Below are 15665 nucleotides of genomic sequence, written 5' to 3'. Positions count from 1 at the left end.
ATTTACTATGATTAAAATAATTATTGTTAAAAATAATGACTTATGCCGCCTTACTCTTTTTTCGTTTTTCTGCAAATGTAACAGCTGCTTCGCGAACCCATTGACCATTTTTATGTGCATCGGTACGCTGCTTCATTCTTAGTCGGTTGCATGGACCATTGCCACCAATAACAGCATAAAACTCATCCCAGTTGATTTCACCCCATTCATAATGGCGGGTTTTTTCATTCCATTTCAACTTCTCATCCGGAATTTTGATGCCTATGGCTTCTGCCTGTGGCACAGTTCTGTCTATAAAACGCTGACGTAAATCGTCATTGCTGTACAGTTTAACTTTCCAACGCATGAGTTCATCAGAATTAGGAGAATTTTTATCACTTGGACCAAACATCATTAGTGATGGCCACCAAAACCTGTTCACAGCGTCCTGTGCCATTTGCTTTTGTGCTTCTGTTCCCTGCATCATTTCTGCTAAAATCTGATATCCTTGTTTCTGATGAAAATTTTCTTCTTTACAGATACGCAGCATCGCTCTTGCATAGGGACCATAAGAACATTTTGCTAATGCTGTTTGGTTTACAATTGCGGCTCCGTCCACAAGCCAACCTATTGCTCCCATATCAGCCCAATTTAATGTGGGGTAATTAAAAATACTTGAATATTTTGCTTTACCCATCAGCAACTGATTAATCATATCATCACGACTAATGCCTAAGGTTTCTGTTGCACTATAGATATATAATCCATGCCCGGCTTCGTCCTGCACTTTGGCTAACAAAACCATCTTGCGCATTAACGAAGGAGCTCGAGTTATCCAGTTACCTTCAGGCAACATTCCAACCACCTCACTATGAGCATGCTGCGACATCATTCTTATGAGTTGATGCCTATACCTTTCAGGCATCCAATCTTTAGGTTCTATGCTTAAACCTCCATCAATCTTTGCCTGGAAATCTTTTTCCAATTGTTCTATATTCACCTCCATAAAATTTTAATCAAAAACAATATTAGTAACTACATAGCTACTTACCTTTAAAAACAGGACTTCTTTTTTCTTTAAAAGCTGCAACACCTTCCTTATTATCCTCTGTTTTAAAACACTGTCCAAAAACTTCTACTTCCGTCTGAAAGCCATTCACACTATTGTAAAAATCATTCACACAACGAATGACACCTGCAACAGCCAATGGTGCCTGCTTCATAATTTTTGAAGCTAACTCATGTGTTTTACTCATCAGTTCTGTTTGTGGAACCACATAATTTACCAATCCCAACTGAAGTGCTTCTGTAGCATTTATCATGTCGGTAGTAATCATCAGTTCCAATGCTTTAGTTTTACCAATAAGTTTGGTTAGCCGCTGTGTTCCACCATAAGCAGGAATCAGGCCTAATTTAACCTCAGGCTGTCCGAATCTGGCATTTTCTGCGGCAACACGCAGATGGCAAGCCATTGCTAATTCGCAGCCACCGCCAAGAGCAAAGCCATTGACGGCAGCAATAACAGGTTTTGGCGAATTTTCGATAGCAAAAAAAGCATCTTGTCCTGCTTGTGCCAATGCCCTTGATTGTTCTTCATCCAGCCCCTCAAACTCGGAAATATCTGCACCGGCAACGAATGATTTTTCACCAGATCCTGTAATAATTATTATGCGTACTTCACGCTGATCAATAGCCCTTTTAACTGCAGCACCAATTTCCTGAACAGTTAATGCATTTAGTGCATTAAGTTTATCAGGACGGTTGATGGTAATGGTAGCAAGGCCATTTTCAACATTATAAATTAAGTTTGTATAAGACATAAAAGTAAAAAATGTATTAGCTGCGAAATTATGAAAATGTAAGCTACAAACAATATATAAATGTATAGCAGAAGCTTAATTAGCTTAATTTTTCTATTATCTTTGCCGCCCATTACATTTGAAGAAAAGATTTCAATGAATTTTATATCGAAAAAACACGCAATTCCGCTGCTTTTTATACTGTTTCTGGCCGCATCTTGTGTACCATCTAAAAAATTCCTGTATTATCAAAATGGTTTAGAGCAAAAATCACATATAGACAGCTCCATTTCTTTGAAAGCTTATGTACATAGAATATCTCCAAACGATGTTCTTACCATTTTTGTTTCTAGCTTAAGCCCTGAAGCCAGTACTTATTTTAACCCACCCATTAATCGTGATAATATGCCGGATGTGGCAACGTATAAAGCGTTGAGTGGATATCTGGTTGACAGTAACGGAGATATTAGTCTGCCCTTTATTGGTAAGTTAAATGTAAAAGGACTAACTATTCCACAAGCAAGAGACACGGTTTTAAAGCAATTGGGAAAATACCTTATTAATCCTTCTGTATTTATTAATCTTGAAAATTTTAAAATAGTAATGCTTGGTGAGGTGTCGAAACCTGGTGTTTATGTGGTAAATAATGAACAAGTAACCATTTCTGAAGCTTTAGCATTAGCAGGAGATATGACAGTTTTTGGCAAACGCACCCACGTTTTGGTCGTAAGAGAAACCATGGCTGGCAATCCTGAATATGGCATGATTGATATGACCTCTCCTGAAGTTTTTAAATCGCCTTACTACTATTTGCATCCTAATGATATTGTATATGTGAATGCACGTAAAAATAAAGTTGCTTCGGGTGACCTGTTTTTCCGAGTCGTTCCTATTATCATCAGTTTGGCAACATTAGTTTCCTTATTGATAATCAGATTTAAAATAATGTAATTAAGCAAAGCTCGCTTTTAATCAATGCAAGACGAATTTCAACAGTTAGGTCCGGAACAACAAAGTTTCAACTTGAAACAGTTCCTTTATGAAAAAGTAGTACACTATTGGTATATTTATATTATAGGTATGATTGTGGCGTTGGCAGTTGCTAATTACTATCTATGGTATGCAACACCAATTTACACCTCTACTACATCTGTCATGCTGGGCATGGACGATAAAAAATTTGCCAGCCAAGATTTGTTAGCACGATTAGGATCTATTGAAAATACAGGTGGAATTGAGAGTCAAATACAAATAATTAAGTCGAGAAATATTATTACGCGCACAATTCAACAACTTGACTTCCGTTTTTCTTATTATCTTGAGGGTGATATAAAGACTTCTGAACTTTATAAGAATTGCCCTTTTGAATTAATTACAGATTCTAATTCAGTTGCACAAAATATACCATCACTCAATGTTAAAGTAACCAGTTTATCGAATTTTGACCTTTCCTATACAGACCCAAAAAACAATGCCTTTATTTCTGTCAAAGGCACATTTAACACCCCCATTCAAACAGATTTCGGGTTAATTAAACTGGCTCTAAAAGAACCTAAATTACTAAAGATTTATAAGAACTCTATAAACGAAAAAAATCTTTATAAAATTAATTCCAATTCAACTGAGGCGCTGGTTAGATCTTATACTTCACGGCTAAGTATAAATCAAATTAAAGGCACCAGAATGTTATTAGTATCTGTTGATGATGCTGTTCCTCAAAAGGGTTGTGATTTTTTAAATAAGCTCACAGATGTATATCTTGCTTATGGTGTGGAACAAAAAAACGAAGACACAGAGAACTCCTTACGCTTCATTGATGGCCAGCTTGAAGTAATCACAAACGAACTCTTAAAATCTGAAGGGCAGCTAGAGAAGTATAAAACCGAGAATGGATTTATTGATCTACCAAACATGTCAAATCTGGCACAAGAAGATGTGTCACGTATTGAAAACGAAATTTCCAAAATAGAAATTAAACAAGGTGTATTAAAGTATCTTAACAACTATATCAGAAATGGACAAGATGTAAAATATCTAGCTCCGGCCTATGTAGAAGTAACAGAACCAATATTACAAACACTTATTGCTAGTCTTAGTTCATTACAAGCTGACCGCGAAAAGGCATTAAAAGTAACTACTGAAGACAATCCACTCATTCATAAGAAAAATATTGATATTGAGAATATAAAAGCTGAGATTCTAGAAAAGATTAAAAGTATGAGTGATGCCAGTAAGATTACTGAGTTGGAGACATACAATCAGCTAAATAAAGTTAAATCAAAACTTCGCGAATTACCTAAGGCAGAAAAAGAACTATCCGGAATTGAGAGACAAGCAAGTATTACGGAAAAACTATATACCTATTTACTGCAAAAGCGTGCCGAAACAGCAATCATTTTAGCTTCTACAATTTCAGATAGTAAGGTAATAGACAATGCAAGAACTTCTATATCGCCTGTTAAACCGGTTAAAGGAATAACATATACTATGGCTGTACTATTAGGGTTGTTTATACCTGCCACTTTTGTATATTTTAAAGAAATTCTTGACGATAGAATTAAAAGCAGAAAAGTATTAGATAGAAATTCACCTATTCCTGTATTAGGGATCATTGGTCTTACTTCTACCGAAAACAATATCGTTGTAAACTTAAAACCCCACTCTCAGGCTACAGAAGCATTTCGTTCCATCAGAAGTAACTTACAATACTTTCATGGCGCTAAAACAAATAATATTATTCTTATTACTTCTTCTATTAGCTCAGAAGGGAAGAGTTTTTGTGCTGTAAATCTCGCAGCAATTCTTGCCTCAGGAGGTAAAAAGGTTGTGATGATAGGCTGTGATTTACGTAAGCCACAACAACCCACCAACTTTAATTTAACTTCATCCACAGGTTTAAGTAATTACCTGATTGGTTCAGCAACTGTAGAAGAAATTATTCAACATGCGCCTGAATTAGGTTTGGATTTAATTCTGTCTGGACCAAAACCACCAAATCCTTCAGAAATTCTGTTGAATGAAAGGATGGGTCATTTGATTGAACTCCTTAAAGCCAAATACGACTATGTAATTATGGACTCACCTCCTATCGGGCTAATTAGCGATGGTTTGGAATTATCCAGATATGCTGATGTTACCATTTATATAGTAAGACAAAACGTCACTCGTAAATTGCATCTTGACTTTATTAATAAAATTTATTTAGAAGGAAAGATGAAGAACTTATGCATTATATTTAACGGAGTCAGATTGGGCGGCACAGTCTATGGGTATGGATATGGGTATGGATATGCTTATGGCTATGGATACGGTTATGGTTACTATGAAGAAGATCACAGACCTAAAAACATTTTTCAAAAAATCCTTTATAGCTTTAAACGAAAAAAGAATTGATAATTAAAAACAGTTTTTAAGCAAAAAAAGTGAAATCCGGATTAAACATAAGGAGTGAGTTCTGGACATATTTCAAATACTTTCTTGGTATTCTGAAAAACAAGTTTATTATAAGTATTCTTTTAAGTGTTGGAGTAAGTTTCTTAGATGGTATAGGTTTGGCCATGTTTATGCCGTTGTTGCAGTCTGTTAGTGACGATGGTAGCAATGTGGCATTTTCATCTCACTCGCTTGGCAAATTACATGTTTTTACAGATGCACTCAAAAGTATTGGTTTAGATTTAGACCTTTATTCTATCCTTGGTGTATTGATTGTTCTATTTACAATTAAAGGCATTCTCAAGTTTTTTCAGCAGTATTACCAGGTAAAAATGCGTCAGCATTATATGAAAACCATTCAGATTGATTTAACGCAACATATTCAGAGTCTGAGTTATGAAGGCTTTTTAACATTCGATGCAGGAAAAATACAAAACAGCTTGACCACTGAGGTAAACCGAATGCGCAATGGAATTATGCAATACCTCATTTCTTTCCAATCGGTAATTATGCTTCTTTGTTATATGTTATTGGCTTTTTCTGCAAACTGGCGATTTGCATTACTGGTATCCTTTGGAGCTATAATTTCTAACGTAGTTTTTAAACGAATATTCAGCCTCACAAAAAAGGCATCTACATCACTTTCTAAAAAGGGAAATCAGTTTAATGCTTACATTCTACAGGCTGTACATTATTTTAAGTATCTGAAGTCAACAAATTATTTTTCTTTCTACTCTAAAAAAATAAAGGGTACGATCGAAGAAACAGAACAACTGAATAAAAAAATAGGTTTTTATCAAAGTATAACTTCCAGTGTGCGAGAGCCGGTGTTAATCATTGTTGTATCATTGGTTATTTTAATGCAAGTTAAAATGTTTGGGAGTGGCTTAAGTACAATCATGCTGAGTTTGCTTTTGTTTTACCGTGCATTGATATACTTGTTGTCCTTACAAGCTTCATGGCAAAGTTTTATTCAGAATCTCGGAGCATTTGAATCTATTAATGCTACATTATCGAAAATGAAATCACTGGAAGAGGTTAACTCCGGTCAGTTACCGTTTAACTTTAAAGAAAGGATACTGTTAAAAAACGTAAGTCTTCAATACGGTCCGAAAATAATCATTAATGATATTTCGATTGAAATACCCAAAAACAAAACAATTGCTTTGGTTGGGGAAAGTGGGTCGGGCAAAACAACATTAGCAAATTTAACAACATCAATCTTAAAACCAACCAAAGGTGAGATTTATTTTGATGACAAAATTTCAACACAATTCGATCTGAATTCATTCAGAAATAAAATAGGATATATTGCTCAGGAACCTGTAATCTTTAACGATACTATATTTAATAATATCACCTTTTGGCAGGAGCCCACTCCACAAGTGCTAGAACGCTTTTGGATGATTGCAGAACTCACACACCTCTCCAATTTTATTAAAAGTCTTAAAGATAAAGAAAATACTAAACTTGGCGACCATGGTATATTAATTTCCGGTGGTCAAAAACAACGTATTTCCATTGCTCGTGAGCTTTATAAAAATGTGGAATTGCTGATACTTGACGAAGCTACCTCATCATTAGATTCAGAAACAGAGTCCATCATTCAGAAAAATATTGATTCTCTACATGGTAATTTTACAATCATAATTATAGCACATAGGCTATCTACCATTAAGAATGCAGACATAATTTATCTGATTGAAAACGGTAAATTAAAAGATTCCGGTACTTTTGATGTGCTGATCGGACGATCAGAACGATTTAAAAGAATGGTTGAACTACAAGAGTTTTAAAATTTATGAGCATAAATGTCACCAGCCCTTTCATGCCTCCTTTGGAGGAATTTCAGCCATACTTAGAAGAAATATGGAAAAGTAAATGGCTAACAAATAATGGCAAATTTCACCTTCAGCTTGAAGAAGAATTATGTCGTTATCTTGGTGTCAGAAACATTTGTTTGTTTTCTAATGCAACATTAGCCCTTATAACAGCTTTACAAGCATTAAAAATATCCGGTGAAGTAATTACCACCCCATTCAGTTTTGTGGCAACAACTCATGCATTATGGTGGAATGGAATTAAACCGGTTTTTGTAGATATTGAACCGCGATTTCTCAATATAAATCCAAAGAAAATTGAAAGCGCCATAACCTCAAAAACAACTGCAATAATGCCGGTGCATGTTTATGGTAATCCATGTTATGTTGATGAGATATCTAAAATTGCCGATAATTACGGTTTAAAAGTTATCTACGATGCTGCTCATGCTTTTGGTACAAAAATAAATTCAAAAACAGTACTTAATTTCGGTGACTTGTCTGTAATAAGTTTCCATGCTACCAAAGTTTATAATACGTTTGAAGGTGGTGCAATTGTTTGCCATGACGATAAAATGAAACTCCGAATTGACAGGTTAAAAAACTTTGGTTTTGCAAATGAAACTACCGTTGTTGCTCCGGGAATAAATGCTAAAATGAATGAAGTTCAAGCTGCATTTGGGCTTCTTCAACTTAAATATGTGGATGCTGCAATTGCAGCAAGACAAAATGTGGACACTTGGTATAGAGAGCACCTTTCAGGAATTCAAGGTATTCATTTAATAGAAATTCCTGAAAATACAACTGTACCTTACTCCTACTTTCCTATTCTTATTGATGAAAATATTTATGGACGAACACGAGATTCCGTATATGAATTTTTTCATACAAAAGATATATTCACCAGACGCTACTTTTACCCATTAATTAGTGATTTTCCAACTTATAGTGAATTGCCCTCTGCCAATAAAGCCAACTTGCCTGTTGCCAGCCATGTTGCATCTCAAGTGCTTTGTTTACCAATTTATCCCGATCTGAAGAAAGAAGACGTTCTAACAATTGCAAATCACTTACGTAATCATTGTAAATAATAATGACTGGTGAAAAACAGTTTCCATTTAATATTCTTGTATTTCCATGTGGCTCTGAAGTAGCTCTTGAAATACATCGTTCGTTATGCTATTCAAGACATATTAATCTCATAGGTGCTTCAAGTACAAATGATCATGGGCGATTTGTGTTTCAAAATTATATTGGCGACCTACCTTTCATAACTGATCAAAAGTTTATTAATAAACTGGCTTCTGTATGTAAAGACAATAAAATTGACGCCATTTTTCCTGCTATGGATAGCGTGCTTGATCTCCTTAAAAAAAATGAACATAGATTAAACTGTAAAGTCATTGCTTCATCACCTGAAACTACAAGAGTTTGCCTGTCTAAAAAGAAAACCTATGAAGTACTAAAAGAAAATGTTGCAGTTCCACGACTTTACAATTCTGTTGATGAGATTGACACATACCCTGTTTTTTTAAAGCCCGATGTTGGATATGGTTCCAGAGGAGTAAAAAAATGTAATACAAGAGTGGATGTCTTAAACCATTTATCTACCAATGCTGATAACTTAATATTAGAATGGCTTCCCGGTAAAGAATATACTGTAGATTGTTTTTCTGATGTGCATGGGAATTTATTGTATGCAGGCATGCGTCCCAGAAGACGAATAATGAATGGTATTAGTGTAAACACTATCACTACAAATGAATATCAAAATGATGTCATGTCAATTGCGAATGCCATAAATGATAAACTCAAATTTACAGGTGCATGGTTTTTTCAATTAAAAGAAAATACAAAAGGCAAACTTACATTACTAGAAGTTGCATCCAGAATGGGCGGCTCATCTGCTGCATATAGAATCAAAGGAATAAACTTTGCCTTGTTGAGTGTATTTACCCATATGCAAATACCGGTAGATATACTTGAAAATAATTATACCGTTGAACTTGACCGTGCTCTATCGAACTCATATCATATTCCTATATTCTATAATGAAGTTTATGTTGACTTAGACGACTGCCTCATATTAGGCAATCATATCAACAATCTACTTGTTTCATTTCTTCATCAGTGCATTAATAATAAAATAAAAATTATACTTTTAACCAAGCATGAAGCTGACTTAAACCAAACATTAAACAAACATCGTATCAGCCAACTATTTGACCAAATAATTCATATTAAAAAAACTGACGAAAAATCAAACTATATTAAAACAAAAGATGCAATTTTTATTGATGATAGCCATGTAGAAAGAAAAAAAATCTCTGCTAATTGCAATATTCCTGTTTTTAGCCCTGATATGGTTGAAGGTCTTTTAAAATTTTACTAGTTAATAACGAATTTAGTGAAGTACAAATTTATGTTATCGATCTTAATTGGTTCACATGATAATATTTGTGAAATTTATTTTAATGCTCAATGGCCAAAATAAAATTTTCTAATTCATTTCTCAATGCATGTGCTGAACTTTACCGAAGTTCTGTGAGAAAATTTTATGGCTTTATATGTCTCATTAGCTTTATAAAAAAACCAAATAAAAAACTATGGGCGTTTCCTGTGCATTATGTACAAGGCACTTTCTCTGATAATGTTTTCGCTGTTTTTGAAAAAGTAAAAAGTAATCCTGAAATAAAAAAAATAATTTTTACCAAAAAGAAAAATATTGAACTTACAGGTTCGGTAAATGTTGAATTTGCAAATGTGTTTTCTTTAAAAGGGCTCCTCCGTCTCAGCCAATGCGGAGTAATATTCATTCAGCATACCTTACTATTAGATTATGCACTCCGCTGGCCTTTTTTTGCAGTTGCACTGCTTAAAAGATCAATTGGAGTAAATCTTTGGCATGGTATTGCAATTAAACAAATCAGAGCATCACACCCAAATCCAAAAGATATAGAGGAACATGAGCATTTTAAAATGGTTATATCTTCTTCCAAAATAGATAAATTGGTTATGATCGCTGCATTTAATCCAATTAACCCACATCGTGTTTCTATTACCGGTTTACCCCGAAATGATTTTCTTCTTATGAATGAAAATGAATTACCAACCGAATACCTCTCACAGCTAAAAGTTATTGAAAAGAATATAGGCAATAAAAGGTTAATAATTTACGCACCTACTTTCAGAGATTCAAAAACATATTACCCATTCTCTAATAATGAAATATACAGATTAAAAAACTTATTAAAAGAACACAATGCTGTATTAGGATTCAGAGTTCATTACTTTGATTTTTCGACACGGAATCAGTTTTTGGCACTTGTTGACAATGAGTTATTCTTTGATTTTGGTCAGAAAGTGATTAATGATATGAACCTACTTATTAGAAAGTCTGATTTAATAATCACCGACTATTCCAGTTTATATGTAGATGCCATGCTTTTAAACAAACCCATGATAAGTTTTGCCTATGATCTTGAAAATTATCGTGATGTGGAAAGAGGATTTTATTATAAATTTGAAAATGTGTTCCCGGGTAATATCCACTCAAACTTTAACAGTACCCTAGATACGCTTGAGTTATTTTTACAAAATAAATATCTATTTAATTCAGATAAATATAATTCAATCAAACAACTTTTTTTTGATTTTACTGATAACAGGAATTCTGAAAGAGTGGTAGCAGAAGTTAACAGATTAATTCAAAAATATGATTAAAGAGATGATAGTCAATAATTGTATTTTTGCATGTAACGATGAAACATATCTTTAAATCATTCTTTAGCAAAAACCCTTTTCTGAAGCGTATTTTAAAACCATGCTATAGGTTTCTAAAACCTGAAAGAGGAATTTTTAGATTCTATTTACTAAGAGTTGCTGATATTTTTGTTCCCAAAAGCAAGAATATCTGGGTTTTTCCTGTTCACTTCTATTTAAAAACTTTTTCCGACAATATTCGTGCTGTATATGAAGAGGTCAAAGATGATAATGATATAATCAAAGTAATATTAACTCGGGATAAGCCAATTGAATTTTTCAATCCAGGTAAGAATACTGTGATATTACCAATGAAATCGTGGAAAGCCTGTTGGTATTTGCTCAAATGTAAAGTAATATTTATTCAACATTCTTTAAGGCATGATTTTTATCCATTACAGTACAAAGACAACCTGACACTCTCAATTAAGAAAAGAAAGCTAGTCAACCTATGGCATGGTATTGCCGTAAAATCAATTGTTGCAGTATCAACCGGCATACAACACAAAGCCATTAATAAAGAAAAAAAATATTACCTGATTACAGCATCTTCACTAAACGATTGGATGGTTATGGTATCTGCCTTTTATCCCGTTAAACCTTCAAATGTTATAATCACCGGTTCACCAAGGAATGATTTTGTAAAATGTGATGAAAACAAACTGCCTGAATTGCAAGTGAAACAACTAAATGGTTTAAAAGACAAGTTGGGTAGCAAGAAATTGGTTGTTTATGCACCTACCTATCGTGAAATAAATTTAGGAGGTAAGAGCTACAATTTTTCAGAAGATGAATTGAAGGAGTTAAAGCAACTCTTAGACAAACATAATGCTGTCTTAGGATTTCGCCTGCATTATCATAACAGAAACATTAACTATAATCAGATTATTGACAATGAATATTTCATTGACCTAGATCAAACCTTTTTTCCTGATATGTCAGTTATCATCAGAGCAGCTGAAGTTGTTATCAGTGATTATTCAGGTCTTATGATAGATACATTATATGCAAATAAAACAATAATCAACTTTACATACGATTATGCACATTACGGATTAAAAGAAAGAGGTTTTTCATACCCTCTTGATCTCATTGCTCCATTACCACTTTGTTATAACTTTCAACAATTAACACATTATTTAGACAAAGCCCTTTCGAACGATTTATTAGAATATCAAGAAAAATACAAGACCTCACAAAAACTTTTTTTTGAAAACCATGATGCTTCTAACAGTAAACGTTTGGTAGATTTTCTAAAAAAATCTCTTTGCCTTTAATCCGCCAAAAGCAGGAAATCAATAGTACTTTCTTTTCATCATTTTCAATACCAAAGCAACATTTTTCAAGAGGCTTTTTACTATCTTTGGCCAATAAAATATAAATACTCTTTATTCTCAATGAACATTACCATAGCTGGTGGAGGAGCATTTGGAACTTCTTTAGCCAATGCCTTGAAAAAGGATAATCAAATAACTATTCACACCAGAAATAAGCAGGTAATTTATGAGATAAACACTTTTCGTAAGAACAAAACTTACTTCCCTAATAAAGTTTTAAGTAAGAAAATAAAAGCTACAGATGATATTGAGGCAGTTAATGATGCGGATTTTCTTTTTCTATGCATACCCTCACATACCATTTCTGATTTTATAAACACTTTAAATCTAAACAAAAATTGCACTGTTATTAACGGAGCTAAAGGATTTGGCTCAAACAACAAGCTAATACCCGATCTTTTAAATGAAATTCTTCCAAACAAGATAGCCTCTTTAAAAGGACCTTCTTTTGCAAATGAATTGATTTTTGAAATACCCACAGCTTTTACTATTGCAACTGCTGACAAGGATAGCTATGAAAATATTAAAAGTCTTTTTAGAGATGATCTTGCAGTTTTTGATTATTCAAATAATATCAGGGGTGTAGAATTTCTAAGTATTCTTAAAAATATTTATGCCATTATTATTGGAATAGTTGATGCTTATTACAACTCACCAAATGTCCGATTCCTGGTTTTTACAAAATCGTTAAATGAAATAAAAAAAATTATTGAATCACTAGCTGTTCCTTTTGATACTCTTTTCAATTATGCAGGCATTGGCGACTTTGGATTAACTGCATTAAATGACTTGAGTCGAAACAGAACATTAGGCTTATTGATTGGTAAAGGATTCTTTGGCAAAAATCCCGGAAATCCTGTTGTTTTAGAAGGCGTAAAAGCGATTGATCATTTTATAAAAATGTTCGATAAGCAACAACTAAGCGAATTAAAATACATTATATTGCTTCAGGATTTGTTTAACAACAAAATCAATGTGAAAGATTTTGTTAATACCGTAATTTACACCTAAATACAATGACCACAGTAATCACATACGGAACTTTCGACCTGTTTCATTTCGGTCACCTTGAACTTCTTAAACGAGCCGCTGGATATGGCGACAAGTTAATTGTTGTTTTATCTACAGACGAATTTAATTTGCAGAAGAATAAAATCAGTCGTCAATCATATAATTTACGAAAACAAAATCTCGAATGTATCAAGTTTGTTTCACTTGTAATTCCTGAAAATAATTGGGAGCAAAAAGAAAATGACATTAAAACACACCATGTAAATACACTTGTTATGGGTGACGACTGGAATGGTAAATTTGATTACTTAATGCCTTTATGTAAAGTGATTTATTTGCCAAGAACACCCGGAATATCTAGTACCATTTTGAAAGGAATTGAAACTAATAAAAGCTGACTTGTGTATGGGTAACCTTAAAGCCAGTGTTTCAATGATCACTTTCAATCATGAAAAGTTTATTGCGCAAGCAATAGAAAGTATCATGAGTCAACAAACTTCATTTGAATTTGAACTTGTAATCGGAGATGACGGAAGCACAGACAATACACGAGCCATCTGTGAGCAATATCAAAAACAATTTGGAAATAAAATCAGACTGATATTTAATGATAAAAATATTGGCAGTGTAAATAATTTTCTCCAAAATATTTATTCCTGCGATGGCGATTTTATAGCAATTTGCGATGGTGATGATTTTTGGACAGATAATTCAAAATTGCAAAAACAAGTCTCATTTCTCGACAGTCATAAAGACTATTCGTTTTGTTTTACGAACGTCAGAAGTGTAGATGCTAACGGAAAGCAAATTAAACCATTTACACAAATTTACTATAATGATACATTTACTCATGAATCATATGTTGCCAAAATTACACCTCCAACGGTAACAACGCTATTCCGAAAAAACATGCTGCCTAATGTTTTTCCGGACGAGTTTAAAGTACTTCCAAATACAGATATGTTTTTAAAAGCCCTATTAAGCGAAAAAGGTAAAGTGCATTTTGAAAATAGTGTAACAGCAAGCTACAGAATTAACAATGCTGGTGTTTACAGTGGGTTAAATAGTTTTAAAAAATTAGAAGACAAAATTAAAGCTTACAACTTAATGTTTTCCTATTTTAAGAATAATACTGTAAGAAAAAATTTACTAGATGCGATAGCAAGTACAAATATTAAACTCTTGCTTATTGCAGCCAAGAAGCTTGAACCTATAAAATTCCTTAAATATTCCTCGCATATAATAAAAGACAGTTTTTCTACCGGTCGTTTACCTTTTTCAACAATCAAACAAACTATTAAAGAAAAACAACAAAAAAGAGAAATTATTAATAACACTTCAAAAAACAATTAAGTAATAAAGTTCTGAAATGCATACTAGGATACTCGATAAATTAATTTGTCCAAACACTCACTTGCAACCACTGCTGTTATTTGCTCTTGAAATAAATCGTAATCAACAGATTTTATCAAACCCTGATAACACATCACTTCAACCTCTTGACGATGTTAAAACAGGATTACTATACACAGCAGATAAAAAAAATATTTACTTCATTCATGAATTTATTCCAATCCTGCTAAATGACACAGATCAGGACTTGAATCATATAAAATCAATTTACCAGGAAGTTGGAAATCGTTTGCCAGATGAGTTCAAACAAGCAATTGAACAAACTTTTTCAAAAATTGAAAGTAAAAACCTTTCAGCGGATGGAAACTGGAATCGTGAGGAAATGAAATATTATGATGCTGCTGTTGACACTCCTGAACTAAGAGCTAAAATGTTAAACTCTATCCAACGTGAAAACTTGTGGCGGATATTTATTCCCAGAAAGGAAGAAATGATAAATCACTTTGAGACAAACTGTAAAGGGCAATGGATATTTGAAATTGGATGTGGAAATGCCAGAACAGTTGCAAGAATGTTTAATCCCGTAAAATTTAACTACAATTACATTGGTACAGATATTTCTTTTAAAAGATTAATGGTTGCTAAAATGGCAATCCCTGAGTCTGATTTCATACAGGCAAGTGCATTAAATATTCCGATAAAGAATAATTCATTTAATGGGGCAATTAGTTTTGGCATGTTACATCATTTGCCACGTCCGGCAGAGGCAGTTACGGAGGTTAATAAAAAATTATTGCAAGGTGCCATTTTTTCCTATCATGAACCGGTTTATACTTCAAGGCAATTTTCAGAGAAACAAAGTGCAATCGTTCGAAAAGTTTTTAGAACCTATGACCATAGCGATCATGATAACAAAATTAATCTGAAGGAATCACTTGCAGCATTAAAGGAGGCAAATCATCAAATTATTTCAATTGTACCTTATAATTCCGTTTTCAGAGTTGTTTTTGAAGCAATAATAAATCGTTTCTATAAGTCATGGCAAAAAAGTAAGCTTGTGATGAAATCGGTTTTAATTATTGATAATATTTTACTTAAAACAATTGTTCGACTGTCAAACAAACTTGGGCCGCAAGCTATTATTGTTGTATCCAAAAAACTCTAGTTAATAG

The 15665-nt window shown here is 33.3% G+C and carries 13 protein-coding genes; 11 read left to right on the top strand and 2 right to left on the bottom strand.

The window, feature by feature from the left end:
• Window positions 1-40: 40 nt before the first annotated feature.
• Together paaA and V9G42_09155 are read right to left on the bottom strand one after the other, a co-directional pair.
• The gene (gene paaA, locus V9G42_09160) at window positions 41-985 is read right to left on the bottom strand and encodes a 1,2-phenylacetyl-CoA epoxidase subunit PaaA (protein MEI2759580.1); all 945 of its coding nucleotides are present in this window, start codon (window positions 983-985) and stop codon (window positions 41-43) included.
• A gap of 37 nt (window positions 986-1022) precedes the next feature.
• Window positions 1023-1799, bottom strand: coding sequence for an enoyl-CoA hydratase-related protein (locus V9G42_09155; GenBank protein ID MEI2759579.1), 777 nt, complete (start codon window positions 1797-1799; stop codon window positions 1023-1025).
• 135 nt (window positions 1800-1934) lie between these two features.
• Between V9G42_09155 and V9G42_09150 the strand changes: the two genes are divergently transcribed.
• From V9G42_09150 to V9G42_09100, 11 genes are all read left to right on the top strand, one after another.
• Window positions 1935-2729 carry a polysaccharide biosynthesis/export family protein gene (locus V9G42_09150; protein MEI2759578.1) on the top strand — a complete coding sequence of 265 codons (795 nt, stop codon included), beginning with the start codon at window positions 1935-1937 and terminating at the stop codon, window positions 2727-2729.
• Between the two features lie 24 nt (window positions 2730-2753).
• Entirely contained in the window at window positions 2754-5171 is a 2418-nt protein-coding gene (locus V9G42_09145) for a polysaccharide biosynthesis tyrosine autokinase (GenBank protein MEI2759577.1), read from the top strand.
• Window positions 5172-5200: 29 nt separating this feature from the next.
• Window positions 5201-7006, top strand: a complete 1806-nt coding sequence (locus tag V9G42_09140) for an ABC transporter ATP-binding protein (protein MEI2759576.1) — start codon at window positions 5201-5203, stop codon at window positions 7004-7006.
• A gap of 5 nt (window positions 7007-7011) precedes the next feature.
• Window positions 7012-8121 carry a DegT/DnrJ/EryC1/StrS family aminotransferase gene (locus V9G42_09135; protein MEI2759575.1) on the top strand — a complete coding sequence of 370 codons (1110 nt, stop codon included), beginning with the start codon at window positions 7012-7014 and terminating at the stop codon, window positions 8119-8121.
• A gap of 2 nt (window positions 8122-8123) precedes the next feature.
• Window positions 8124-9422, top strand: a complete 1299-nt coding sequence (locus V9G42_09130) for an ATP-grasp domain-containing protein (GenBank protein MEI2759574.1) — start codon at window positions 8124-8126, stop codon at window positions 9420-9422.
• A gap of 89 nt (window positions 9423-9511) precedes the next feature.
• Complete coding sequence (locus tag V9G42_09125; GenBank protein ID MEI2759573.1) at window positions 9512-10753, top strand: CDP-glycerol glycerophosphotransferase family protein; 1242 nt, start codon at window positions 9512-9514, stop codon at window positions 10751-10753.
• Window positions 10754-10791: 38 nt separating this feature from the next.
• Complete coding sequence (locus V9G42_09120) at window positions 10792-12069, top strand: CDP-glycerol glycerophosphotransferase family protein (protein MEI2759572.1); 1278 nt, start codon at window positions 10792-10794, stop codon at window positions 12067-12069.
• 120 nt (window positions 12070-12189) lie between these two features.
• Window positions 12190-13140, top strand: coding sequence for an NAD(P)H-dependent glycerol-3-phosphate dehydrogenase (locus V9G42_09115; protein MEI2759571.1), 951 nt, complete (start codon window positions 12190-12192; stop codon window positions 13138-13140).
• A gap of 5 nt (window positions 13141-13145) precedes the next feature.
• Window positions 13146-13538: a glycerol-3-phosphate cytidylyltransferase gene (tagD, locus tag V9G42_09110; protein ID MEI2759570.1), complete on the top strand. Its 393-nt coding sequence runs from the start codon at window positions 13146-13148 to the stop codon at window positions 13536-13538.
• On the top strand, window positions 13519-14493 hold the full coding sequence (locus V9G42_09105; protein ID MEI2759569.1) for a glycosyltransferase: 975 nt from the start codon (window positions 13519-13521) through the stop codon (window positions 14491-14493). The genes tagD and V9G42_09105 overlap by 20 nt, the downstream gene beginning before the upstream one ends.
• Before the next feature lie 16 nt (window positions 14494-14509).
• A complete protein-coding gene (locus V9G42_09100; GenBank protein ID MEI2759568.1) occupies window positions 14510-15658 on the top strand; it encodes a class I SAM-dependent methyltransferase in 1149 nt (382 codons plus the stop codon).
• The last annotated feature ends 7 nt before the right edge of the window (window positions 15659-15665 follow it).

Source organism: Bacteroidia bacterium, assembly GCA_037045145.1.
Lineage (GTDB): Bacteria > Bacteroidota > Bacteroidia > AKYH767-A > OLB10 > OLB10.
This window is presented reverse-complemented; position numbering and strand designations above follow the sequence as displayed.